Annotated in this window: 24 protein-coding genes and 1 pseudogene; 11 read left to right on the top strand and 14 right to left on the bottom strand. The window is 72.6% G+C overall.

The window, feature by feature from the left end:
* From CCN44_RS13945 to CCN44_RS13960, 4 genes are all read right to left on the bottom strand, one after another.
* The coding region (locus tag CCN44_RS13945; RefSeq protein ID WP_107502071.1) for a hemolysin family protein at positions 1–1,368 on the bottom strand (1,368 nt) is incomplete at its 3' end.
* A gap of 152 nt (positions 1,369–1,520) precedes the next feature.
* On the bottom strand, positions 1,521–1,946 hold the full coding sequence (locus tag CCN44_RS13950) for a GNAT family N-acetyltransferase (protein ID WP_059248024.1): 426 nt from the start codon (positions 1,944–1,946) through the stop codon (positions 1,521–1,523).
* A gap of 45 nt (positions 1,947–1,991) precedes the next feature.
* A complete protein-coding gene (locus tag CCN44_RS13955) occupies positions 1,992–2,882 on the bottom strand; it encodes an LLM class F420-dependent oxidoreductase (protein ID WP_086697821.1) in 891 nt (296 codons plus the stop codon).
* A gap of 220 nt (positions 2,883–3,102) precedes the next feature.
* Positions 3,103–4,341, bottom strand: coding sequence for a cytochrome P450 (locus CCN44_RS13960; RefSeq protein WP_059248022.1), 1,239 nt, complete (start codon positions 4,339–4,341; stop codon positions 3,103–3,105).
* Between the two features lie 287 nt (positions 4,342–4,628).
* Here CCN44_RS13960 and CCN44_RS13965 point away from each other — a divergent pair, with 287 nt between their 5' ends.
* Both CCN44_RS13965 and CCN44_RS13970 read left to right on the top strand, forming a co-directional pair.
* Entirely contained in the window at positions 4,629–5,306 is a 678-nt protein-coding gene (locus CCN44_RS13965; RefSeq protein ID WP_059248021.1) for an SGNH/GDSL hydrolase family protein, read from the top strand.
* A gap of 114 nt (positions 5,307–5,420) precedes the next feature.
* Positions 5,421–6,803, top strand: a complete 1,383-nt coding sequence (locus tag CCN44_RS13970; protein ID WP_237482105.1) for an MFS transporter — start codon at positions 5,421–5,423, stop codon at positions 6,801–6,803.
* A gap of 119 nt (positions 6,804–6,922) precedes the next feature.
* On the opposite strand, the gene CCN44_RS13975 is transcribed toward CCN44_RS13970, so the two are convergent.
* On the bottom strand, positions 6,923–7,615 hold the full coding sequence (locus CCN44_RS13975) for a class I SAM-dependent methyltransferase (RefSeq protein WP_059248019.1): 693 nt from the start codon (positions 7,613–7,615) through the stop codon (positions 6,923–6,925).
* Between the two features lie 131 nt (positions 7,616–7,746).
* Between CCN44_RS13975 and CCN44_RS44410 the strand changes: the two genes are divergently transcribed.
* Positions 7,747–7,902: a hypothetical protein gene (locus CCN44_RS44410; RefSeq protein WP_158103101.1), complete on the top strand. Its 156-nt coding sequence runs from the start codon at positions 7,747–7,749 to the stop codon at positions 7,900–7,902.
* A 68-nt stretch (positions 7,903–7,970) separates the two neighbouring features.
* On the opposite strand, the gene bioD is transcribed toward CCN44_RS44410, so the two are convergent.
* From bioD to bioB, 3 genes are read right to left on the bottom strand one after another with little or no spacing between them, the layout of a single operon-like run.
* Positions 7,971–8,687, bottom strand: coding sequence for a dethiobiotin synthase (bioD, locus tag CCN44_RS13980; protein ID WP_086697823.1), 717 nt, complete (start codon positions 8,685–8,687; stop codon positions 7,971–7,973).
* A gap of 1 nt (position 8,688) precedes the next feature.
* The gene (locus CCN44_RS13985) at positions 8,689–9,969 is read right to left on the bottom strand and encodes an adenosylmethionine--8-amino-7-oxononanoate transaminase (RefSeq protein ID WP_059248017.1); all 1,281 of its coding nucleotides are present in this window, start codon (positions 9,967–9,969) and stop codon (positions 8,689–8,691) included.
* Complete coding sequence (bioB, locus tag CCN44_RS13990) at positions 9,962–11,179, bottom strand: biotin synthase BioB (RefSeq protein ID WP_059248016.1); 1,218 nt, start codon at positions 11,177–11,179, stop codon at positions 9,962–9,964. The genes CCN44_RS13985 and bioB overlap by 8 nt, the downstream gene beginning before the upstream one ends.
* Before the next feature lie 147 nt (positions 11,180–11,326).
* Here bioB and CCN44_RS13995 point away from each other — a divergent pair, with 147 nt between their 5' ends.
* Positions 11,327–12,454, top strand: a complete 1,128-nt coding sequence (locus tag CCN44_RS13995) for an 8-amino-7-oxononanoate synthase (RefSeq protein ID WP_086697824.1) — start codon at positions 11,327–11,329, stop codon at positions 12,452–12,454.
* Between the two features lie 115 nt (positions 12,455–12,569).
* Here the strand turns inward: CCN44_RS13995 and CCN44_RS14000 are convergent, their stop codons facing one another.
* Both CCN44_RS14000 and CCN44_RS14005 read right to left on the bottom strand, forming a co-directional pair.
* Positions 12,570–12,791 carry a DUF397 domain-containing protein gene (locus CCN44_RS14000; protein WP_059248014.1) on the bottom strand — a complete coding sequence of 74 codons (222 nt, stop codon included), beginning with the start codon at positions 12,789–12,791 and terminating at the stop codon, positions 12,570–12,572.
* A 9-nt stretch (positions 12,792–12,800) separates the two neighbouring features.
* Entirely contained in the window at positions 12,801–13,661 is an 861-nt protein-coding gene (locus tag CCN44_RS14005) for a helix-turn-helix domain-containing protein (protein ID WP_086697825.1), read from the bottom strand.
* A gap of 213 nt (positions 13,662–13,874) precedes the next feature.
* Here CCN44_RS14005 and CCN44_RS14010 point away from each other — a divergent pair, with 213 nt between their 5' ends.
* The gene (locus CCN44_RS14010; RefSeq protein ID WP_059248012.1) at positions 13,875–14,327 is read left to right on the top strand and encodes an ATP-binding protein; all 453 of its coding nucleotides are present in this window, start codon (positions 13,875–13,877) and stop codon (positions 14,325–14,327) included.
* Here the strand turns inward: CCN44_RS14010 and CCN44_RS14015 are convergent.
* Positions 14,324–15,252: pseudogene (locus CCN44_RS14015) on the bottom strand (LysR family transcriptional regulator). The gene CCN44_RS14010 and the pseudogene CCN44_RS14015 sit on opposite strands and share 4 nt — an antisense overlap.
* An 84-nt stretch (positions 15,253–15,336) precedes the next feature.
* Here CCN44_RS14015 and CCN44_RS14020 point away from each other — a divergent pair.
* The gene (locus CCN44_RS14020; RefSeq protein WP_086697826.1) at positions 15,337–15,954 is read left to right on the top strand and encodes a LysE family translocator; all 618 of its coding nucleotides are present in this window, start codon (positions 15,337–15,339) and stop codon (positions 15,952–15,954) included.
* A 7-nt stretch (positions 15,955–15,961) separates the two neighbouring features.
* Here the strand turns inward: CCN44_RS14020 and CCN44_RS14025 are convergent, their stop codons facing one another.
* The 3 genes from CCN44_RS14025 to CCN44_RS14035 form a co-directional block, all read right to left on the bottom strand.
* Positions 15,962–16,435 carry a C40 family peptidase gene (locus CCN44_RS14025; RefSeq protein WP_086697827.1) on the bottom strand — a complete coding sequence of 158 codons (474 nt, stop codon included), beginning with the start codon at positions 16,433–16,435 and terminating at the stop codon, positions 15,962–15,964.
* 573 nt (positions 16,436–17,008) lie between these two features.
* Positions 17,009–17,314: a hypothetical protein gene (locus tag CCN44_RS14030; protein WP_059248008.1), complete on the bottom strand. Its 306-nt coding sequence runs from the start codon at positions 17,312–17,314 to the stop codon at positions 17,009–17,011.
* Positions 17,315–17,321: 7 nt separating this feature from the next.
* Positions 17,322–17,957 (bottom strand): ATP-dependent Clp protease proteolytic subunit, encoded by a 636-nt coding sequence (locus tag CCN44_RS14035; RefSeq protein WP_059254828.1) that lies wholly within the window; start codon positions 17,955–17,957, stop codon positions 17,322–17,324.
* Between the two features lie 86 nt (positions 17,958–18,043).
* Between CCN44_RS14035 and CCN44_RS14040 the strand changes: the two genes are divergently transcribed.
* From CCN44_RS14040 to CCN44_RS14060, 5 genes are all read left to right on the top strand, one after another.
* On the top strand, positions 18,044–18,322 hold the full coding sequence (locus CCN44_RS14040; protein WP_086697828.1) for a type II toxin-antitoxin system Phd/YefM family antitoxin: 279 nt from the start codon (positions 18,044–18,046) through the stop codon (positions 18,320–18,322).
* A 226-nt stretch (positions 18,323–18,548) separates the two neighbouring features.
* Positions 18,549–18,851 (top strand): urease subunit gamma, encoded by a 303-nt coding sequence (locus CCN44_RS14045; protein ID WP_059248006.1) that lies wholly within the window; start codon positions 18,549–18,551, stop codon positions 18,849–18,851.
* Positions 18,852–18,862: 11 nt separating this feature from the next.
* Positions 18,863–19,174 (top strand): urease subunit beta, encoded by a 312-nt coding sequence (locus CCN44_RS14050; RefSeq protein ID WP_086697829.1) that lies wholly within the window; start codon positions 18,863–18,865, stop codon positions 19,172–19,174.
* Positions 19,167–20,888, top strand: a complete 1,722-nt coding sequence (locus tag CCN44_RS14055) for an urease subunit alpha (protein WP_059248004.1) — start codon at positions 19,167–19,169, stop codon at positions 20,886–20,888. The genes CCN44_RS14050 and CCN44_RS14055 overlap by 8 nt, the downstream gene beginning before the upstream one ends.
* Positions 20,889–20,898: 10 nt before the next feature.
* Positions 20,899–21,573 carry an urease accessory protein UreF gene (locus CCN44_RS14060; protein WP_059248003.1) on the top strand — a complete coding sequence of 225 codons (675 nt, stop codon included), beginning with the start codon at positions 20,899–20,901 and terminating at the stop codon, positions 21,571–21,573.
* Positions 21,574–21,588 lie beyond the last annotated feature (15 nt).

A 21,588-nucleotide genomic window follows, 5' to 3' on the forward strand; every position in this document is an offset into this window, starting at 1 on the left:
CCCACCGGACCCACCGGACCTGCCGGTCCGACCGGTCCCGTCCATCGCCTCGGCACGCTCGTCGTCCAGCGGCGCGTGCAGCAGTACCCGGGCGGCCCGGCGGCCCGAGGCGTCGAGCACCTCCAGCCGCCAGCCGGCCACCTCGACGGTGTCACCGGCGGCGGGTATCCGGCCCAGCTCGGTGGCGACCAGGCCGGCCAGCGTCTCGTACGGCCCCTCGGGCACGCGCAGACCCACGCGCGCGAGCTGGTCGGTGCGGGCGGCGCCGTCCGCCGCGTACAGGGCCCGGCCCCGCTCGTCCGCGCCGGCGGGGGCGAGGTCGGGCGTCTCGTGCGGGTCGTGCTCGTCCCGCACCTCGCCGACGACCTCCTCCACGATGTCCTCCAGCGTGGCCACGCCGGCCGTACCGCCGTACTCGTCGATGACGACGGCCATGGTGCGCCGGCCGCCGAGGCGGTCCAGCAGCCGGTCGACGGTCAGGGACTCGGGCACCAGCAGCGGCTCGCGCATGATCTGCGCGACCGTGCGGTGGCGCCGCTGGTCCGCGGGGACGGCCAGCACGTCCTTGATGTGGGCGGTGCCGACCACGGAGTCCAGGCTGCCCCGGTAGACCGGGAACCGGCTCAGACCGGTGGCCCGGGTCGCGTTGGCCACGTCCTCGCAGGTCGCCTGGGTGTCCAGGGCGACGACCTGGACGCGCGGGGTCATCACGTTCTCGGCCGTGAGGTCGGCCAGGTTCAGCGTGCGGACGAACAGCTCGGCGGTGTCCGGCTCCAGCGCGCCCTGCTTGGCGGAGTGCCGGGCGAGGGCGGCCAGCTCCTGCGGCCCGCGCGCGGAGGCCAGCTCCTCGGCGGGCTCGATGCCGAGCCGGCGTACGCAACGGTTCGCGGTGTTGTTCAGGTGAGTGATGAAGGGCCGGAAGACCGCGCTGAACAGGCGCTGTGCGTTGCCCACCCGCTTGGCCACGGCCAGCGGCGAGGAGATCGCCCAGTTCTTCGGCACCAGCTCGCCGACGACCATCAGGACCACCGTCGACAGGGCCGTGCCCAGCACCAGCGCGACCGAGCTCGCCGTGGTCCGGGACAGCCCCATCGCCCGGAACGGCCCGGCGAGCAGCTTGGCGATCGACGGCTCGGCGAGCATGCCGACCACCAGGTTGGTGACGGTGATGCCGAGCTGGGCGCCGGACAGCTGGAACGTCAGGTTCCGTACGGCCTTCAGGGCGCCCCCGGCACCCCGCTCGCCGCGCTCGGCGGCCCGCTCCAGCTCGCCGCGTTCCACCGTGGTCAGCGAGAACTCCGCGGCCACGAAGGCGCCGCACGCCAGCGAGAGCAGGATCGCCACCAGAAGGAGGAGCACTTCGGTCATCGGTTCACCCCCGTCCCAGGATCGGACAGGGCAGGGGAGTACGCGCGGTGTCGCGGACTGGGAGGCTCGCCCATGGGCGGACGCTCACAACCTTTCATAGAGGACCGAGTGCTCCCTCAAGGGTAAAGGATGAGCAAAGAACCTCTCGGATCTCAGTCCGTGAGCGGCTTGACCCAGCGCCGCCACTGCTCCTCCGGCCCGTACCCGGCCGCGTGCCAGGCGTGGTGCGCGGTCTCGTTGCGGACCAGCACCATCGCGTCCGCGCGCCGTCCCCCGAGCCGTACGAAGCGCTCCTCGGCGGCGGCCAGCAGCGCCGAGCCGATGCCCTGCCGCCGCCGCTCCGGGTGCACCGCGAGCCGGTACAGATGGCACCGCCAGCCGTCGAATCCGGCGATCACCGTGCCCACCAGCTCGCCGTCATGCTCCGCCAGGATCAGCGCCTCGGGGTCGCGGCCGACCAGCCGCTCCACCCCGGCGCGGTCGTCGCTGATGCTGGTGCCCTCGGCGGCCGTCCTCCAGAAGGCGAGGACGGAGTCGAGGTCGTCGGGTACGGCGGCACGGAGGCGTAGATCGGTCATGTGGTGATCATGATCCCGGGGGTCCGCGCAACGCCCGGGATTCCATCATGCGGACTCGTCCTCACGCAGCCGCTCCATGACCGGCGCGAACGCCTCCATGAACGGCTCCAGCACGGTCAGGTACGAGAACCCGAACCGCTCCCGCTGCGCCCGCACCTTCGCCACGACGTCCTCCAGCGGACCGGCCAGCACGATCGGCAGGGCCAGCGCCTGCTCCACGGTCAGCCCGGGCTGCCGCTCCAGCAGCGGCTTCAGCGCCGACTCCGGGTCGTCGGTGACGGCCACCAGCTGGATGAGCAGGTTCAGTTCCGCGGGCTCGGCCCGGTCCGTGGCCAGCGCGCGGTAACGGGCCACCCGCTCGTCCAGCTCCTCGGCGCTCAGCGGGTCCAGCGAGCCGGGGGTCTTGCCCGGCCGGGCACCGGTGAAGGCCGCGATGTCCGCGCGGTCGGCGGTCAGCCGCAGCATCCGGTCGCCGTTGGCGCCGATCAGCACCGGCACCCGGGACTGGGCGGGCCGCGGCTGGTGGTCCGCGGAGCCGAGCAGCCGCTCCAGCTCCGCCACCGTGCGCTCCAGATGGTCCACGCGCTCGCGCGGCGAACCGTACGGCAGCCCGGCCGCCTCGTGCTCCGCCTGCACATAGCCGGTCCCGAGGCCCAGTTCGAGCCGGCCGCCGGTCAGCGCGTCCGTGGTCGCCACCTCGCGGGCCAGCAGCGCCGGGTTCCAGAAACCCGCGTTCAGCACGAAGGTGCCGAGCCGCGGCCGTTCGGTCGCCTCCGCCGCGGCGACCAGCGCCGGGAACGGCGCCACCATGCCGAGGTGGTCGGGGACCAGGAGCACGTCGTACCCCAGGTCCTCCGCGCGACGGCAGGTGGCGCGCCACTCGGCGGCGGGCGCCGGAGTGAGCAGGTTGACCCCGAAGCGGAACGGACGCGTCATGAACTCTCCCCGATGACGGACGACTTGGAGCCGGTCCGGACGACCTGGCTCCGGACCGATTCCATCATGTCGGCCGCGTCCGCCCGCGCCGGCACCTGCCGCAGGCGCGCGCCCCGACCGGGGCCCCTCCCCGGTCCCGTCCGGCGGGCACGAGGCAGCCGGCGACCGGTTCAGGGAGCGGGACGCGTGCGTACCCGGCGGCAGGGCCCTCAGGCGGTTCCTACAGGGAGACCGGGAGCTTGAGGAGGCCGCTGATGACATGGCCGGCCCTGGGCACCGGGGTGCCGGCCAGCTCGATGTCGGGGAACTTCCTGAGGACGGCGGGGAGGGCCACCTGGGCCTCGATACGGGCGAGGGGCGCGCCCAGGCAGTAGTGGACGCCGCCGCCGAACGACAGCGGCGGTGCCTCCTGCCGGTCCAGGATCAGCTCCTCCGGGCGGGAGAACACCTTGGGGTCGCGGTTGCCCGCCCCGATCACGGCGATGACCGGCTGCCTGGCGGCGAGCTTGACCCCCGCCACCTCGATGTCCTCCTCGGCGGTCCGGTTCGGCACGAGCTGGATGGGCGAGTCGTAGCGGATCAGCTCCTCGGCCGCCGAGACGGCGAGGTCCGGCTCGGCGCGCAGGCGGGCCGCCTGCTCGGGGTGCCGGAGCAGGGCGACCAGCCCCTTGGACAGCAGGCCGCTGCTGGTCTCGAAGCCGGCCACGAGCAGCAGCGCCGCCATGGTGACCAGCTCCCGGCCGGTGAGCTTGTCGTCCCCCTGGGCGGCCACGATCACCGACATCATGTCGTCCTGCGGGTGCTTGGCGCGGTCCTTGGCCAGACGGGTGAAGCATTCGCCCATCTCGACCGCCGCCCGGTCCGCCCGCTCGACGGTGGCCGGGCTGATGTCGTCCAGGACCAGCGTCCAGTCCCTGGCCAGCGACTGGAACATGGCCCAGTCGCTGGACGGCACGCCGAGCAGGGCCGCGACCACGGCGATGGGCATGGGCAAGGCGAAGTCCTCGACGAAGTTCACGGTGCCCCCGGGGAGGGCGTCCAGCAGGTCCGCGGTGATCCGCTCGACCACCGGGCGCATCCGCTCCACCCTGGCGGGGGTGAAGGCCGCCGAGACCAGGCGCCTCAGACGGGTGTGCTCCGGCGGGTTGAGGAACAGCATGCTCTCGAACATCAGCTGCAGCGACGGGCGGTCCCGCCAGTCCGGCCACCCCGCGGCGGCGAGTCGGCGGCCGGGGTGCTTGGTGAGCCGGTGGTCCTGAAGGAACGCCCGCTGCTCGGCATATCCGCTGATGAGGACGGTTCCATCGGGCGCGGTGACCACCGGGCCCAGCTCGCGCAGTTGTGCGTAGAGGGGATAGGGGTTGGCCCGGCCGGATTCGGAATACATCTTGTCGAGCACGTCAGTGATGATCTGCGACGTGTCGGTGCCGCTCGTCGACCGTCCGTCGAGAGGTGCCATGGCAGTGATCCCATTCGCTTGGGGCGAAGGAGTACGTGGACAGGCGGCAGGAAAATGCGTCGCACGGGCTGGTGCCGCGCAAGGTCCCCCGTCGCCGCCGACTCCTCGAACGTCGTGCGCTTCCCGGCCGGCCTGATCTCTCCCCCGTCCGTGCCGCCGAGAAGAACTCATCATCGCCGGGGGAGCCTGACGCAGCCCTGAAATCCCGCGTCGCCGGATGACAGACGCCCCCGTGCACCGGCCCTCGGCGCTTGAGAAAGCATACGGCCGACTGTACGCTCTTCTGCATGGAGCAACCCGTCCTCACCGAGGCGACCGACCCGTTCTGCCTGGACCAGGCGGATGCCGTGGCACAGCTGACCGGGGCCCCGTGGGGCAGGTACGCCGTCATCGGAGACAGCCTCTCGGCGGGCACCGGCGACCCCACTCCGGGCTACCGGGACCAGGGCTGGTCGGACCGGCTCGCCGGGATCCTGCGGGAGGTCCGGCCGGACCTGGAGTACCTCAATCTCTCCGAGATCGGGGCGACCACCGCCCGGACGCTCGAAGCCCAGGCGGCCCGCATGGTCGCGTTCGCCCCGGACCTGCTCCACGTGCCGTGCGGGGCGAACGACATCGTGCGGCGCAAGCCGGACTTCGACGAGATAGAACGAACGCTTCGTCAGATGTACGACCTGGCGAAGGGGACCGGCGCCCTGCTCACCACGTTCACGCTCGGCAGGGCGTATGTCGTCCCGGTCTTCCCCGACTGGCCGGAGCGGATCGCCGCGGTCAACGAGATCGTGCGCGGGCTGGCTTCCGAGTACGGCGCCCTCGTGGTGGACATGTGGGACCACCCCGTCAACGACCGCGACAACCTGCTCAGCGAGGACCGCATCCACTTCTCGACCTCGGGCCAGGCCGTCATGGCGGCCGAGATGGTCAAGAAGCTGGCCGGTTCCCTGGGGCGCACCACATCGGCGTGATCATGCACTGCCAGACCCAGACGGATAAAGAGGTCTCTTATCGTGGCAAGTAGTCAGCAAGCGGTTAGCCAGCCGAAGGTGGCGGCGAAAGCTGACGCCATTCCATGGATGACGATGTCCGTGGTCTTAGCCGCCCTGTTCATGGCGGTCCTCGACTCGTTCATCGTCGTGGTCGCCGACCCCTCGATCGTGGCGGACCTGCACGCCTCCGACAGTGATGTCCAGTGGGTCCTGGCGGGATATCAGCTGAGCTACGCGGTCTTCATCATCACCGCTACGCGCCTGGCCGACATGCTCGGCCGCAAACGGATCTTCCTCTTCGGCGTGATCCTGTTCACCCTGGCCTCCGTCGCCTGCGCGATGTCGCCCAACGCGGGCAGTCTGATCGCCTCGCGGGTCGTCCAGGGGCTGGGGGCCGCCCTGATGGTTCCCCAGGTGTTCGCGTTCGTCACGGTGCTGGTCCCGGCGGCGAGGCGGCACAGCGTGTACGGCGCGGTCGGCATCGTCATGGGTATGGCCACCATCGGCGGACAGGTCATCGGCGGTCTCCTGATCGGCGCCAACCTCTTCGACTCCGGCTGGCGGATGGTGTTCTGGGTGAACGTGCCGATCGGCATCGCCCTGCTCCTGCTCGCCCTGCGCTATGTGCCGGAGACGGGCTCGGCGACCACCCGGAAGCTGGACATGCCCGGCGTCCTGGTGCTCAGCGTGGCCCTCTTCCTCCTCGTGCTCCCGCTGATCCAGGGACAGGAGGCAGGCTGGCCGGCGTGGGTCTGGGCGTGCTTCGCGGGCAGCGCGGTCGCGTTCGGCCTGTTCGTCGCGATCGAGCGGAGCCTGGAACGGCGGGACGCGGATCCGCTGGTACCGCTGACCCTGTTCAAGCAGCGCTCGTTCTCGCTCGGACTCATCCTCGTCCTCGCCCTGTACGCGCTGATCTACTCGTACTACCTGGCCCTGTCGGTGACGATGCAGCAGGGCCTCGGCCTGTCGGCGCTCGGCGCGGGCCTGGTCCAGGCGCCGGCGGCCACCGCGTTCTTCGTGTTCAGCATGGTGGCGAGCCGGATCATCCCGAAGTACGGACGACGTGTCCTCGAGGTCGGGGCGATCATCCTGGCGATCGGTTACCTGGCGACCGGCATCCTGCTGGTGTCCGGCCCGCGGATCACTCCGCTGCTCGTCATCCCCACCCTCGTCCTGCAGAGCGTCGGTGGCGGACTGGTCATCACGCCCGCGCTGAACACGGTGCTGAGCCGCGTGAAGCCGGAGTCGGCCGGTGTCGCCTCCGGGGTCCTGTCCACGGCCCAGCAGTGTGGCGGAGCGTTCGGTGTCGCCGTCATCGGAGCGATCTTCTTCAGCTCCTTCCACCCCGCGGAGGACGGCAGGGTCGCCGCCGCCGGGCACGCCTTCGCCGTCGCGTCGTTCGGGGTGCTGGTCTTCGCCGTCATCGCGGGCATCGTGGTCTTCCTGCTGCCGAAGCGGCCCGCGACCCAGAGCTGACCGCGAGGCGCACCCGTCGGGTCAGGGCGGGGCCGCGGACGCCCCGGCCATAGCGACGTCCGGGCAGGTCGACTGCCCGGACGTCCGCTTGTCGGAACAGGTTCGGCACGAGCCGCCGATCAGCTGTCGCCCGGCTCGTCAGGCCGCCAGGCGACCCCCAGCGCACAGTAGGAGGTCGGCAGCGCGGGACCCTTCTCCGGCAGCAGCACCCGCCGGTGCGGCCCCAGGCGGAACCCGGCGGCCCGCAGCGCGGCGACCGGCTCCCGGGACAGATGGCAGCCGCCGGCCAGCACCGGCCACACCGTCCGGTCCAGGGCGTGCTGGGTCAGCGTCATCACCCGGCCGCCGCCCCGCCCGTGCTCGAAGAACCGCACCTCGCCGCCGGGCCGGAGCACCCGCCGTACCTCGCCGAGCGCCCGCTCGACGTCCCGCACGCTGCACAGCACCAGCGACAGCACGGCCGCGTCGAACGCCTCGCTCTTGACCGGCAGGGCCTCCGCCGTGCCCGGCACCACGTCGACCGGCACCTCGGCGCGCACCGCGGCCCGCAGCGCCAGCTGCCTGAGCAGCGGCTCCGGTTCGATCGCGACGACCTCCGCGACCGTCCCGGGGTAGTGCCGGAAGTTCAGCCCGTTGCCCGCGCCGATCTCGATCACCCGCCCGGACAGCCCGGCGAGCAGCCGCTCCCGCACCCCGGCCATCCCGAGCCGGGACTCGGCGCCCACGCTGAGCCGGGCGTAGGAGCGGGCGAAGAGCGGATGGTGGACGGGGCTCCGCGCCGGCCGGCCGGAGCGGGTGGACAGCAGCCGCATGGCAACCTCCCTGGACAGCTCGGTCCTGGGGAGAGTGTCCCCCGGGACGCACCGGCGCACCCGCGCGGACGGCCACAGCCCTGCTCCGCTTCCGCATCCGGCCGGCTCCCGCCGCTGTCGACCAGGGGCCGATGAGCCTCCAGCCGCGGCGGGACTCCACCGAAGCGGCCGTGTGCGGCAGCCTCCCCACCTCGGCCCCGAGGTCCTGGCAGCAGGCGAAGGTGCCGGACCCGTACCGCTGGATCGCCTCGACCGCCGGTGCGAGCCGCGCGTCCCTCCGTGCCTGACGGTCACCCACCCGCACGGGGCCGTGGGGTGGGTGGCGTCGCCGTACGTCGCCGCACGGGCACAGGGGCTACGGCGCCGACCGGATCCGGAACGCCTCCGCGTCCCAGGTGCCGTCCAGCCGGGGGGCGAGCCAGCCCGGGGCCGCGGTCCGGAACTCCGCGGGCGGCAGCGCCCCGGCGCCCGCGGGCAGCGCGCCCAGCAGCGGGGCGTCCGCGACCTCCGGCAGGTCGGCGACATTGCAGCGGGCGGCCAGGTCGGGGGCGCCGGGCCAGCTGCCGATCACCACCCCGGCCGGCTCCAGCCCGCGGCGCCGCAGTTCGCGCGCCGTCAGCTCCGTGGCGTTGAGCGTGCCGAGCCCCGCCTGCGCGACCACCAGCACCGGCGCGCCCAGCAGCCCGGCCGCGTCGGCCAGCGTGCCGCCGGCCGCGTCGAACCGGACGAGCAGCCCGCCCGCCCCCTCGACCAGCACCAGATCGTGCTCGGTGGCCAGCTTGGCGGCCCGCTCGGCCACCTCGTGCGGATGCACCGGTGCCATCCCGGCCCGCCGGGCCGCCGTGCCCGGCGCCAACGGCTCGGGGAACCGGGCGAGTTCGGCGGCCGTGACCGGGCCGGCGAGCCGCGCGACCTCGTCGGCGTCCCCGCGCTCGTCCGGCCGTACGCCCGTCTGGGCGGCCTTCAGCACGGCCACCGAACGGCCGGCCGCGAGCGCCGCGGCGGCGACGGCGGCCGTGGTGACGGTCTTGCCGACTTCCGTGCCCGTTCCCGTGATCACCAGTACCGGCATCTCATCCCTCCCGCGCCGCGGCGCACACCGCGCGCGCGATCCGTGCCACGTCCTCGCCCGAGGTGACGTACGGCGGCATCGTGTAGATCAGGTCGCGGAACGGGCGCAGCCACACGCCCTCCCGTACCGCGGCGTCGGTGGCGGCCCGCATGTCGACCGCGTGGTCGAGCTGGACGACCCCGATGGCGCCGAGGACGCGGACGTCCCGCACCCCGGGCAGCCCGAGCGCCGGCGCCAGGCCCTCGCGCAGGCCCGTCTCGATCCGCTTGACCTCCGCGAGCCAGTCCTGCCCGAGCAGCAGCTCGATGGAGGCACAGGCCACGGCCGCCGCCAGCGGGTTGCCCATGAACGTCGGACCGTGCGCGAGCACCGGCACCTCGCCCCGCGAGATGCCGTCGGCGACCCGCGCGGTGCACAAGGTGGCCGCCATCGTGAGATAGCCGCCGGTCAGCGCCTTGCCCACGCACATCACGTCCGGTGTGACGGCCGCGTGGTCCGCCGCGAACAGCGCGCCGGTGCGGCCGAAGCCGGTGGCGATCTCGTCGAACACCAGCAGCACGTCGTGCGCGTCGCAGGCCTCGCGCAGCACCCGCAGATAGGCGGGGGAGTGGAAGCGCATCCCGCCGGCGCCCTGCACCACCGGCTCCACGATCACCGCGGCCAGCTCGTCCGCGTGCCGCGCGATCAGCTCGCGCAGCTGCTCGGCGTACGACTCCTCGTACGCGGCCGGCGGCGCGTCCGCGAACACCTGACGCGGCAGCACCCCGGTCCACAGCTCGTGCATCCCGCCGTCGGGGTCGCACACCGACATGGGGGTCCACGTGTCGCCGTGGTAGCCGCCCCGCCAGGTCAGCAGCCGCTGTTTGCCCGGCCGGCCGAGCGAACGCCAGTACTGCAGGCACATCTTCGCCGCGACCTCGACCGACACCGACCCCGAGTCGGCCAGGAAGACATGCTCCAGGCCGTCGGGTGACATGTCGACAAGGTGCTTGGCGAGCCGGACGGCGGGCTCGTGCGTGAGCCCGCCGAACATGACATGGCTCATCCGGCCCAGCTGCTCGCGCACGGCCTCGTTGAGGACCGGGTGGTTGTAGCCGTGGATGGCCGACCACCACGACGACATGCCGTCCACCAGCTCGCCGGAGCCGTCGGCCAGCCGCAGCCGCACCCCGCTCGCCGCCGCCACGACGAGCGGCTGCGCGCGCCCCGGCATCGGGCCGTAAGGGTGCCACACGTGCCGCCGGTCCAGCTCCAGCAGCTGCGGCACGTCCAGCTCAGGCATTGGGCGCGAGGTCCGTTCCGGCGCCGCGGCGGCGGACCGCCACGAGGTCGGTGCGCGGCTCGCCGGCCGCGGGGACGGCCGCCGTACCGCAGACACCGCCGCCCTCGTGCGAGCCGCAGCCCGCCTCGGCGTGCGAGCCGCAGCCCGCGCCCTCGTGCGACCCGCAGCCCGCCTCGGCGTGCGACCCGCAGGCGCCGGCGGTCCCGGCCCGGTGCTCCGGCAGCGTCACCTGGTCGGCGCCCTCCACCTCGAAGCCGGCGTCCGCGATCATCTCCAGGTCGGCCTTGCCGGCCTGGCCCTCGCTGGTCAGGTAGTCGCCGAGGAAGATGGAGTTGGCCAGGTGCAGCGCCAGCGGCTGCATCGTGCGCAGATGGACCTCACGGCCGCCCGCGATGCGGACCTCCACGTCCGGGCAGACGAACCGGACCATCGCCAGGATCCGCAGGCAGCGCTGCGGGGTGAGGTTCCACTCCTTGGCCAGCGGGGTGCCCTCGAACGGGATCAGGAAGTTCACCGGCACCGAGTCCGGGTCCAGCTCGCGCAGCGAGAACACCACGTCGACCAGGTCCTCGTCGGTCTCGCCCATGCCCGCGATCAGACCCGAGCAGGCGGACAGACCGGCCGCGTGTGCCTTCTGCACCGTGTCCACCCGATCGGCGTACGTATGGGTGGTCGTGATGTCCCCGTACGTCCCCTCGGACGTGTTGAGGTTGTGGTTGTAGGCGTCCGCGCCGGCCTCGCGCAGCCGCTCGGCCTGGCCGTCGGAGAGCAGACCGAGGCAGGCGCACACCTCGACGCCCTCGTTCTGCTCCTTGATCGCCTTGATGGTCTGCGAGACCCGGTCCACGTCCCGGTCCGTCGGGCCGCGCCCGCTGGCCACCAGGCAGACCCGCTTGGCGCCGCCCGCCAGGCCCGCCGCGGCGGCCTGGGAGGCCTCGTCCGGCTTGAGCCAGGTGTACTTCAGGATGTCGGCCTTGGAGCCGAGCCGCTGGGAGCAGTAGGAGCAGTCCTCCGGGCACAGGCCCGACTTGAGGTTGACCAGATAGTTGAGTTTCACCCGGCGCCCGAACCAGTGCCGGCGCACCTTGCCGGCCGCGGCCACCACGTCGAGCAGGTCGTCATCGGAGGTGGCCAGCACGGCGAGCGCTTCCTCGCGGGTCGGCAGCTCGCGCCGAAGCCCCTTGTCCACCAGCGTGTTCAGCAGGTCCATGAGGTCCGATCCTGTCCTACGGGACCGCCCCGGGCCAAGGAGACTTCACACAACAGAGCCGGTTCACCGTGTGGGTATTGCCACACCCTGGGCGGCAGGTCGTACCGCTAGGGTCTGTCCGCTACCTACAAAAGCACCGGAGGAACCATGGTGTTCGGCTGGATCGACGAGCAGGCCGAGGCGCGCCGCCGCGCGGGCCTCGTCCGCACCCTGCGCCCGCGCCCCGCCGACTCGCCGCTGCTGGACCTGGCGAGCAACGACTACCTGGGCCTGGCCCGCCATCCGGAGGTCACCGCGGCGGCGGCCGAGGCCGCCCGGACCTGGGGCGGCGGCTCCACCGGGTCCCGGCTGGTCACCGGCACCACCGCCCTGCACACCGAGCTGGAGCGGACGCTGGCCGCGTTCTGCGGGTTCGAGGCGGCCCTGGTGTTCTCCTCCGGGTACGCCGCCAACCTGGCCGCGGTCACCGCGCTCGGCCCGCACGGCTCGCTGATCGTCTCCGACGCGGGCAACCACGCCTCCCTCATCGACGGCTGCCGGCTCGCCCGCGGTGACCGGCAGGTCGTCGGGCACGCCGACCCCGAGGCCGTGCGCAAGGCCCTGGCCGCGCACGCGGGCCCGGCGATCGTCGTGTCCGACACGGTGTTCTCCGTCGACGGCGACCGGGCCCCGCTGGCCGCACTGGCGGCGGCGTGCCGGGAGCACGGCGCGGGACTGGTCGTGGACGACGCGCACGGGCTCGGCGTGCTGGGCGACGGCGGCCGGGGGGCGCCGTACGCGGCCGGTCTCGCGGGCGCCGAGGACGTGGTCGTCACGGCCACCCTGTCCAAGTCGCTGGGCAGTCAGGGCGGCGTGGTGCTCGGCCCGGCCCGGGTGATCGAGCACCTCGTCAACGCGGCCCGGACGTTCATCTTCGACACGGGCCTGGCGCCGGCGGCGGCCGGTGCCGCGCTGGCGGCGCTGCGGCTGCTGGAGCGTGATCCCGAACGGGCGGCGCGGGCCCGTGCGGTGGCCGCGGAACTGCACGCACGGCTGACCGCCGCGGGTCTGGAGGCGGTGCGTCCGGACGCCGCGGTGGTCTCCGTGCGGGCTCCGTCCCCGGAGCAGGCGGTGCGCTGGGCGGCCGACTGCCGTACGGCAGGCCTGGCCGTGGGCTGTTTCCGCCCTCCCTCCGTGCCCGACGGCATCTCCCGGCTGAGGCTGACCGCCCGAGCGGACCTGTCCGGGGCGGAGATCGAACGCGCTGTACGGGTCATCGGCGAAACGCGACCGTGAGTCGGCGTGACACGGCCGTGCGTCGCACGCAATCGGAATCGAGGAGAGGATGATCGATTCGATCAGGCGATGATCACATTCTGGTCACTCTGAGCGGTGCCTGATCGGTGTCCGGTCAGAGCGCGGCGACGAAGCCCGTCCAGCTCCCGGGGGAGAAGAGCAGGGCGGGTCCGGCCGGCTTCTTCGAGTCGCGCACGGCGAGCAGTCCGGCCGCGGGGCCGGAGCGCGGCCGTGCCGTCTCCACGCAGTTGTTCGCTCCCGTGCTGTAGCTGCTGCGCAGCCAGTCCGCGCCGTGCAGGTCGGTACTGGCAGGGACGTTCCGAGGCAGTGCTGACATGGTGCCTCCTTACGCGCCGTCACCTATCCCGGCGATGTAGTCCAACGAATCCTCGGGGGAAAGGGCGTGGAACTGAAGGGTGTTGAAGGCCTCGGTGTAGGCCATGAGGTCTTCTTTCCGTTCCAGGTAGAGGCTACTCGTCAACTGGTCGAGAACAACCACGTCCAGATCAGAAGTGCTCGGAAATGAGAAGATAACGAAAGGCCCGGTGAGGCCGACATGCGCCCCCGCGCCGAACGGCAGCACCTGGAGCCGTACCTGGGGCAGGCGCGCGGCCTCCATCAGCCGTTCCAGCTGCCGGGCCATCACCCCGGGGCCGCCGACCTCACGGCGCAGCACCGCCTCGTCCAGTACGGCGCTCAGCACCAGCGGCGGATCCGAACGGAGCACGTCCTGCCTGGCCAGCCGGACCTCGACCAGCGTGTCCAGGCGCTCCTCGTCCAGGTCCTTCACGGCCGCCCGGGTCACCGCGCGGGCGTACTCGGCCGTCTGGAGCAGCCCGGGCACGACCGTGGTCTCCAGCGTGCGCATGGCGCTGGCCTGCGACTCCAGACTGATGAAATCGCGGTAGGTGGGCGGCAGCACCCCGCGGTAGGCGTGCCACCAGCGGTGCCGGCCGCCCGCGTCCTCCGCCCCCGCCAGCATCAGCAGCACCTCGCGCAGGTGCCCGTCCCGCACCTGGTAGGCGTCCAGCAGTAACCGCAGATCGGCCGGTTTCACGCCGCTGGCACCGGTCTCGATCCGGCTCACCTTCGACTGGTGCCAGCCGACCAGCCGGGCCGCCTCACCGCTCGTGAGCCCAGCGCCGGTACGCAGCGTGCGCAGCTCGGCGCCCAATTTGCGGCGCCGCACCGCCGGACCGTTCTGCATGGGCTTCTCCTTACTCCTTCCGGGCCGCCCAAAAACGGTCTCGCGTCGCAGAGTTCACCGCTTCGGGCGACAGATATATGCATATCTTGGTGGATCGCCCCCCGTGACCGGCCCGTTGATGGCAGTCTGGCGAACAAGCACCAGTCCGGGACCGTACTCGAACCATCCGCCGTTTGTCGGACCGCGGTTCCGTGGGAAAGGGACGACGTCGCCATGGCAGACCATTTGGAAGCATCCGTCACTCTGCCGAGCGATCCCGCCTCGGTCTCCGCCGCCCGCTCCTACGTCGTGGGCACTCTCGCGGAGTGGGGCCTGCCGTCGGACACCGAGACGGCCGACACCGTCCGGCTCATCGTCTCCGAACTCGCCACGAACGCCGTACAGCACACCTTCGGTCAGTCACCCACCTTCACGGTCGACATCGCCCTGCACCATGACGAACACCTGCGCATCGGCGTCACGGACAGCCATCCCCGCTTCCCGAAGAGACTGCCCGCCGCCGTCCAGCAGGACAACGGGCGCGGCATGGTCATCATCCGCTGGCTCACCGCGGAGTGCGGCGGCAGACTCCGCATCCGCCCCACCCGCGAGGGCGGCAAGACGGTCTCCATCGAACTGCCCTGGTCCCTCCCGGCCGCCCCGGTACCCGCGGGCCAGGAGCCCTAGGGTCGGTGCCCCGAAGCCTGTGCCGCCCGCCCGAACGCTCCCCGCAGCAGCGCCCGGAAGGCGTCCGCGGCCGGACTCGTCTCCTCGGCGCGGTACGCCACCGAGATCGTACGGCGCAGCCGCCCGTCCTCCAGGGGCCGTACCCCGACCGGCGTCGTCGCGGTCCGTGCCACCATCTCCGGTACGACGGCCACCCCCAGCCCGGCACTGACCAGCGCGCACACCACGGCGTAGCCGGGGGTCGGCACCAGCAGCGCCGGCGTGGCACCCGCCTCGGCGAGCAGCGCCTCGATCTCCCGCCGGGCCGGATGGTGCGGCGCCATGCTGATCAGCGGCTGCCCGGCCAGCTCCGCCAGCGGCAGCCGGGACGAGGCACTGCCGAGCGCGTGCCCCGGGGCCGTCACCAGCACCAGTTCCTCCACCAGCACCGGCTCCAGCCGCACCGCCGCCGGCACCGGCACGGGCTCGGCCGGATGGTAGGTGTGGGTGAGCGCCAGATCCACCTCGCCGGCCGCCACCGCGGCGACCCCGGACGGCGGGTCGTAGTCCGCGACCGAGAGCCGTACGTCGGGATGCGCCCGGCGGAACGCGCTCAGCGCCGGCGGCAGCAGATGCACCCCGGCGGTCGGGAAGGTGCCGAGCCGCAGCGCGCCGCCGGTGAGCCCGGTCAGCCGCGCCAGTTCGTGCCGGGCCCGCTCCAACTCGTCGAGCACCCGGCGGGCATGGGCCACCAGCACCTCGCCGGCCTCGGTGAGCCGGGCCCCGCGATGGTGGCGCACCAGCAGCGCCGTGCCGGCCTCCCGCTCCAGCTTGGCCAGCTGCTGGGAGAGCGCGGGCGGCGTGTAGCCGAGCCGGTCCGCGGCCGGGTGATCGAGCCGGCCTCCGCGACCGCCACGAGCGCGGCGAGCCGAGTCGGGTCGTACATGTCCCCAGGCTAAAGCGTTGCTTAAGGCCGGCCAAGCCAAGCCGACATACCTGCTGAAGGCTCGGGCGGGGCAGGCTGGGCGGCATGGACGGACAGCTCATCGCCTTCACCGGGATCGCCGCCGGACTGGTCGCCATGCCGGGCGCCGACTTCGCCGTGGTCGTACGCAACGCGCTCGTCTCGCGCCGGGCCGGCGCCGTCTGCGGGCTCGGCATCGCGGCCGGGCTCCTGGTGCACACCGCCCTGGCGGTGGCCGGCGTCGCGGCCGTCCTGGTCGCCGTGCCCGCGCTGTTCCACGCGCTGCGGCTGCTGGGCGGCGCCTACGTGCTGCAGCTCGGGGTGCGCACCCTGTGGGGGCTGCGGCGGTCCGCCCCGGCCCCCGAGGAGGCCACGGCCGAGGCCGCCCACCCGCTCCGGCAGGGCTTCGTCACCAACGTGCTCAATCCGAAGGCCTCGCTGACCTTCCTGAGCCTGCTGCCGCAGTTCGTGCCCGCGTCGAGCCCCGCCCTGCCCCGGACCCTGCTGCTCGCACTGATCGTGTGCGCGCTGGCGCTGGGGTGGTTCCAGCTGGTCGCCCTGCTGGTGGAGCGGCTCGGCAGGTGGCTGCGCCGGCCCCGGGCCGCCCGTGGGCTCCAGGCGGGCACCGGGGTGGCGCTGACGGTCCTGGGAGCGGCCCTGCTGCTGGAGCCGCTCCCGGGCTGACGACGGGTCAGCGGACCCGGCCGTACCAGACGCTCTTCGTCCAGATCTTCTGGAGCTTGACCACGTCTCCGGTCTTCGGGGCGTGCCAGATCTTGCCGTGACCGGCGTAGATGCCGACGTGGTAGACGTAGGAACCCGAGTGGAAGAAGACCAGGTCGCCCGCCTTGCGGCTCCTGGCGGAGATGTGGCGCGTCTTGTTGTACTGCTGCGCGGCGGTGCGCGGCAGCTTCTTGCCCGCCTTCTTGAAGGAGTAGAGCGTCAGCCCCGAGCAGTCGAACCTGCGCGGCCCGGTGGCTCCCCACGCGTAGGGGGCACCCTTCTTGGAGGCCGCGACCTTGAGTGCTTTCGTCGCCGTGGTCGCTGCCGATGCCTCGGTGGCGAGACCGGGCACCGCGATCGAGCCGCCCACGGCGGCGAGGGTGAGTGCCGAGGCCGTGCCGGCCCGGGCCATCAGCGACGGGACACGATTGAGCGCAGTCATGCGCAACCCTTCGTCAGCCGCCTGTGAAGGATGACCTGTCGGATTCGGGCTGGCGAAGTTGCCCGGCCGCGTTGCCGCGGCTTCACCCCAAGGATCGCTCGGAACCTGACGCCCGTCCGTGTCGAACGAACATCCGTCCCGGCGACCCGCCTTGCTTGGGTCCTCCACTCCTGCCGATCCACTCCTGTCGACCGGTCATCCGGGCGGCGGCAGGACTCGGCGTCCGCCCGGACCGCCCCGCCGCGGTGGCGGGGGCTTGTCGTCAGTCAGGGATCTTGTCTCACGACTGTCCGAAAATCCCAATGGAACCGGGGATTTGTGGCGTTACTCACCACTCACCCGTTCGGGTGGACACTGCTCCGTTCGAGCCTCCGTCAGGTTCCGGACGTAGCCCCCGACCTGGGGCGAAGCGCTTTCCGGCGGCCCCCGGACCGACGAGTCGCGCAACTCGGGAGGCCCGGAAAACGATCTGGATGTACACCGGACGGCGGTACGTCGTTCGGGCCGTTTCAAGTCCCGTCCGAACGGCGCGTGTCGACGCCCGGGTGCCGCCGGGCCGGACGGGCGTCCGCCTCAGCCGACGCCGTCCGGCGGGAGCGCGACGCGAGCGGCCCGGCGCTCGCCGTCCAGCACCCGCAACGCCCGTGCCAGCGTGTCCCCGTGCAGCTCCGTCTCGCCCCGCTGATGCATCAGCGCGAGCGCGTCACGCAGCTCTGCCGCCTTGCGCACCAGGGCCTGCGCCGCACGCAGACCGCGGTAGGTCTCCCCGTGCCGGGCCGGGTTGATACGGCCGAGCAGGTCGACCGCCTCCAGGTAACGGTCGATCACCTCGCCCTCGGCGCGGGTCAGGGCGGGCAGCGGCGGAAGGTCCGGCAGCATGAGCGGCTCACCTCGCGTCCGGTGCGCCGGGCGTGTCCCGACGGCTGGGCACGATGGCGTCCACCAGACCGTAGGCGACGGCGCCCGCGGCGTCCAGGATCAGGTCACGCTCCAGGTCCGCGTAAACCTGCTCGGCCGCGCGCCCTGTGTGCCGGACGAGCATCTCCTGGAGCGTCGCGCGGATCCGGGTCAACTCCTCGGCCTGGATGAACAGGTCGCTGGGTTGGCCGCGCACCGGCTCGGGCAGCGCGGGCTGCTCGATCACCATGCGGGCACCCGGCAGGGTGAACCGCTTGCCCGGGGCGCCGGCCGCGAGCAGCACCGCGGCCGAGGCGGCGGCCTGCCCCAGGCAGTAGGTGGCCACGTCACAACTGACGTACTGCATCGTGTCGTAGACCGTCGCCATGGCGTCGAACGAGCCGCCCGGCGAGTTGATGTACAGCGTGATGTCCCGGTCCGGGGCCGCGTGTTCCAGGTACATGAGCTGCGCCGTCACATCCTGCGCCGCCGCGTGGTCGACCGGCGTGCCGAGGAAGACGATCCGGTCCTCGAAGAGCTTCGCGTACGGGTCGAGGGTGCGCACGGCGCTCCCCGCGCGCTCGGTGAACTCGGGCAGGACATGGCGGGCGGACGGTCGGGACATGGACATACCCCTCCTCAGGACGAGACCCCGATGGGCTCGGGTTCTGTAAAAAATGTACAGGACGTACGTGACGTTATGATGGGGGTATGGCCTACGAGATTCCGGTGACGCAAGCCAGGGCTGAACTCGCCGACCTGATCAACCGCGTCGTGTACGGCGGTGAGCGCGTCGTCGTGACCCGCCACGGCAAGCCGCTGGTCGCGCTCGTCTCGGCCGCCGATCTCGAACGGCTCGACGCGCTGGAGGAGCCGGCCGAGGAGCAGGTCATCAGTTCGGTGTCCCGGGTCCGCGAGGCCGGGTCCGTGCCGCGCGAGCAGCAGCGCTTCGGGATCGCGGCGGAGCACCGGCGGCCGGGCGCGTCCTGAGTCGCTCTTGCTCCAGAGGAGCCCATCGGCCGGTCATGGGCCGATCAAGGTCTGGTTAACGTCGTTGAAACTCCGGCGTTCTAGCCTGCCGATCCACGCCACCAGGGGTTTTTCTGCCCGGATTGACGACACTCCGGGGATTTGTCTGTGTGTTACACCTATCCCCGTCAGGGTGGCTGCGGCAACCGGACCCCGCACGGTCCGGGCAAGGACGGTGAGGTGGGACGTGCAACTGACCCCGCACGAGCAAGAGAGGCTGCTGATCCATGTGGCGGCCGACGTGGCCGAGAAGCGCAGGGCCCGCGGGCTGAGGCTCAACCACCCCGAAGCGGTCGCCCTCATCACGTCGCACATCCTGGAGGGCGCGCGGGACGGCCGCACGGTCGCCGAGCTGATGTCCTCCGGCCGCAAGATCCTGACCCGGGACGACGTCATGGACGGGGTCGCCGAGATGATCCACGACGTGCAGGTGGAGGCCACCTTCCCGGACGGCACCAAGCTCGTCACCGTCCACGAGCCGATCATCTGAGGGGGGCCGCCGTGATTCCCGGAGAGATCCTTTTCGCCGACGACCCCGTCCCCTTCAACACCGGTCGTGAGGTCACCCGGCTGAGCGTGCTCAACGCCGCCGACCGCCCCGTCCAGGTCGGCTCCCACTACCACTTCGCCGAGTCCAACCCCGGCCTCCGGTTCGACCGCGCCGCCGCCCGCGGCAAGCGGCTCAACGTCGCCGCGGGCACCGCCGTCCGCTTCGAGCCCGGCATCCCCGTGGAGATCGAACTCGTGCCGCTCACCGGCGCCCGCATCGTGCCCGGGCTGCGCGGGGAGACCGGAGGTGCCCTCGATGCCTGAGATCTCCCGCGGCGCCTACGCCGACCTGTTCGGCCCCACCACCGGGGACCGGATCCGGCTCGCCGACACCGACCTGCTGATCGAGATCGAGGAGGACCGCTCCGGCGGCCCCGGCGGCGCCGGCGACGAGGCCGTCTTCGGTGGCGGCAAGGTCATCCGCGAGTCCATGGGCCAGTCCCGCGCCACCCGCGCCGACGGCACCCCCGACACCGTGATCACCGGTGCCGTCGTCATCGACCACTGGGGCATCGTCAAGGCCGACGTCGGCATCCGCGACGGCCGCATCACCGCCCTCGGCAAGGCCGGCAACCCGGACACCATGGACGGCGTCCACCCGGACCTCGTCATCGGCCCCGAGACCGAGATCATCGCGGGCAACGGCCGCATCCTCACGGCCGGCGCCATCGACGCGCACGTCCACTTCATCTGCCCCCAGATCGCCGACGAGGCGCTGGCCTCCGGCGTCACCACCCTGGTCGGCGGCGGCACCGGCCCCGCCGAGGGCTCCAAGGCCACCACCGTCACCCCCGGCCCCTGGCACCTGGCCCGGATGCTGGAGGCGATGGAGTCCCACCCGGTCAACGTCGGCCTGCTCGGCAAGGGCAACACCGTCAGCCACGAGGCGATGCTCTCCCAGATCCGCGGCGGCGCCGTCGGCCTGAAACTGCACGAGGACTGGGGCTCCACACCGGCCGTCATCGACGCCGCGCTCACCGTCGCCGACCGCACCGGCATCCAGGTCGCCATCCACACCGACACCCTGAACGAGGCGGGCTTCGTCGGCGACACCCTCGCCGCGATCGCGGGCCGGGGCATCCACTCGTACCACACCGAGGGCGCCGGCGGCGGCCACGCCCCGGACATCATGACGGTCGTCTCGCAGCCGAACGTCCTGCCCAGCTCCACCAACCCGACCCGGCCCTTCACCGTCAACACGACCGAGGAACACCTCGACATGCTGATGGTGTGCCACCACCTCAACCCGGCCGTCCCCGAGGACCTCGCCTTCGCCGAGTCCCGGATCCGGCCCTCCACCATCGGCGCGGAGGACATCCTCCACGACCTCGGCGCGATCTCGATCATCTCCTCCGACTCCCAGGCCATGGGCCGGGTCGGCGAGGTGATCCTGCGCACCTGGCAGACCGCGCACGTGATGAAGCGCCGCCGGGGCGCGCTGCCCGGCGACGGCCGCGCCGACAACCACCGGGTACGGCGCTACGTCGCCAAGTACACGATCAACCCGGCGCTCGCCCAGGGGCTCGCCGCCGAGACCGGCTCCGTCGAGACCGGCAAGCTCGCCGACCTCGTGCTGTGGGAGCCGGCCTTCTTCGGCGTCAAGCCGCTCCTCGTCCTCAAGGGCGGGCAGATCGCGTACGCGCAGATGGGCGACGCCAACGCCTCCATCCCCACCCCGCAGCCGATCCTGCCCCGCCCGATGTACGGCGCGATGGGCCGCGCTCCCGCCGCCAACTCCGTCAACTTCGTGGCCGGTCCGGCGATCGAGGACGGGCTGCCGGAACGGCTGGGGCTCGGCAAGCGGTTCGTGGCGATCGAGTCCACGCGCGCGGTCACCAAGGCCGACATGCGCGAGAACGACGCCCGGCCGGACGTCCGGATCGACCCCGACAGCTTCGCCGTGCGCATCGACGGCGAACTGGTCGAGGCCACACCGGCCGCCGAACTGCCCATGGCCCAACGCTACTTCCTCTTCTGAGGGCCGGCCGATGACACGGGCAGCACTGCTCGTCCTGGCCGACGGCCGCTTCCCCGCCGGAGGGCACGCGCACTCCGGCGGGGCGGAGGCCGCGGTCAAGGCCGGCCGCATCACCGACGCCGCGACCCTGGAGGAGTTCTGCCGGGGCCGGCTGCACACCGCCGGGCTGGTGGCGGGGGCGCTCGCCGCGGCGGCCGTGCTCGGCGCCGACCCCGGCGAGCTGGACGCCGCGGCCGACGCCCGCACCCCGTCCCCGGCCCTGCGGTCCGCCGCGCGGCGCCTCGGCCGGCAGCTGCTGCGGGCCGCGCGCGTGACCTGGCCGTCCGCCGAACTCGACGACGTGGCCCGGCGGTTCCCGAAGGGCGCCCATCAGCCGGTGGTGCTCGGCCTCGCCGCCCGCGCGGCCGGACTCGCACCCGAGGACGCGGCCCACTGCGCGGCGTACGAGAGCGTGAGCGGACCGGCGACGGCCACCGTGCGGCTGCTGAGCCTCGACCCGTTCGACGCGACCGCCGTGCTGGCCCGGCTGGCACCGGAGCTGGACCGCGTGGCCGACTCCGCCGTGGAGGCGGCGCGGAGGGCGGCGCGCGATGGGGCCGACGCCCTGCCCGCCGCCTCGGCACCCGTGCTGGAGGTCATGGCCGAGGCACACGCCGCGTGGCCGGTACGGCTGTTCGCGTCCTGACGTTCCCCCTCACCC

The organism is Streptomyces tricolor (assembly GCF_002155905.1).
GTDB lineage: Bacteria > Actinomycetota > Actinomycetes > Streptomycetales > Streptomycetaceae > Streptomyces > Streptomyces tricolor.

Bases quoted from the DNA above. Each gene is read 5' to 3' on its own strand.
- CCN44_RS13960 (WP_059248022.1), bottom strand. From the start codon at position 4,341: ATGGCACCTCTCGACGGACGGTCGACGAGCGGCACCGACACGTCGCAG.
- CCN44_RS13965 (WP_059248021.1), top strand. From the start codon at position 4,629: ATGGAGCAACCCGTCCTCACCGAGGCGACCGACCCGTTCTGCCTGGAC.
- CCN44_RS13970 (WP_237482105.1), top strand. From the start codon at position 5,421: ATGTCCGTGGTCTTAGCCGCCCTGTTCATGGCGGTCCTCGACTCGTTC.
- CCN44_RS14020 (WP_086697826.1), top strand. From the start codon at position 15,337: ATGGACGGACAGCTCATCGCCTTCACCGGGATCGCCGCCGGACTGGTC.
- CCN44_RS14025 (WP_086697827.1), bottom strand. From the start codon at position 16,435: ATGACTGCGCTCAATCGTGTCCCGTCGCTGATGGCCCGGGCCGGCACG.
- CCN44_RS13950 (WP_059248024.1), bottom strand. From the start codon at position 1,946: ATGACCGATCTACGCCTCCGTGCCGCCGTACCCGACGACCTCGACTCC.
- CCN44_RS14055 (WP_059248004.1), top strand. From the start codon at position 19,167: ATGCCTGAGATCTCCCGCGGCGCCTACGCCGACCTGTTCGGCCCCACC.
- CCN44_RS14000 (WP_059248014.1), bottom strand. From the start codon at position 12,791: ATGTCAGCACTGCCTCGGAACGTCCCTGCCAGTACCGACCTGCACGGC.
- CCN44_RS13995 (WP_086697824.1), top strand. From the start codon at position 11,327: ATGGTGTTCGGCTGGATCGACGAGCAGGCCGAGGCGCGCCGCCGCGCG.
- CCN44_RS13975 (WP_059248019.1), bottom strand. From the start codon at position 7,615: ATGCGGCTGCTGTCCACCCGCTCCGGCCGGCCGGCGCGGAGCCCCGTC.
- CCN44_RS44410 (WP_158103101.1), top strand. From the start codon at position 7,747: ATGAGCCTCCAGCCGCGGCGGGACTCCACCGAAGCGGCCGTGTGCGGC.
- CCN44_RS14005 (WP_086697825.1), bottom strand. From the start codon at position 13,661: ATGCAGAACGGTCCGGCGGTGCGGCGCCGCAAATTGGGCGCCGAGCTG.
- CCN44_RS14010 (WP_059248012.1), top strand. From the start codon at position 13,875: ATGGCAGACCATTTGGAAGCATCCGTCACTCTGCCGAGCGATCCCGCC.
- CCN44_RS13985 (WP_059248017.1), bottom strand. From the start codon at position 9,969: ATGCCTGAGCTGGACGTGCCGCAGCTGCTGGAGCTGGACCGGCGGCAC.
- CCN44_RS14030 (WP_059248008.1), bottom strand. From the start codon at position 17,314: ATGCTGCCGGACCTTCCGCCGCTGCCCGCCCTGACCCGCGCCGAGGGC.
- CCN44_RS14060 (WP_059248003.1), top strand. From the start codon at position 20,899: ATGACACGGGCAGCACTGCTCGTCCTGGCCGACGGCCGCTTCCCCGCC.
- CCN44_RS14035 (WP_059254828.1), bottom strand. From the start codon at position 17,957: ATGTCCCGACCGTCCGCCCGCCATGTCCTGCCCGAGTTCACCGAGCGC.
- bioD (WP_086697823.1), bottom strand. From the start codon at position 8,687: ATGCCGGTACTGGTGATCACGGGAACGGGCACGGAAGTCGGCAAGACC.
- bioB (WP_059248016.1), bottom strand. From the start codon at position 11,179: ATGGACCTGCTGAACACGCTGGTGGACAAGGGGCTTCGGCGCGAGCTG.
- CCN44_RS14040 (WP_086697828.1), top strand. From the start codon at position 18,044: ATGGCCTACGAGATTCCGGTGACGCAAGCCAGGGCTGAACTCGCCGAC.
- CCN44_RS13955 (WP_086697821.1), bottom strand. From the start codon at position 2,882: ATGACGCGTCCGTTCCGCTTCGGGGTCAACCTGCTCACTCCGGCGCCC.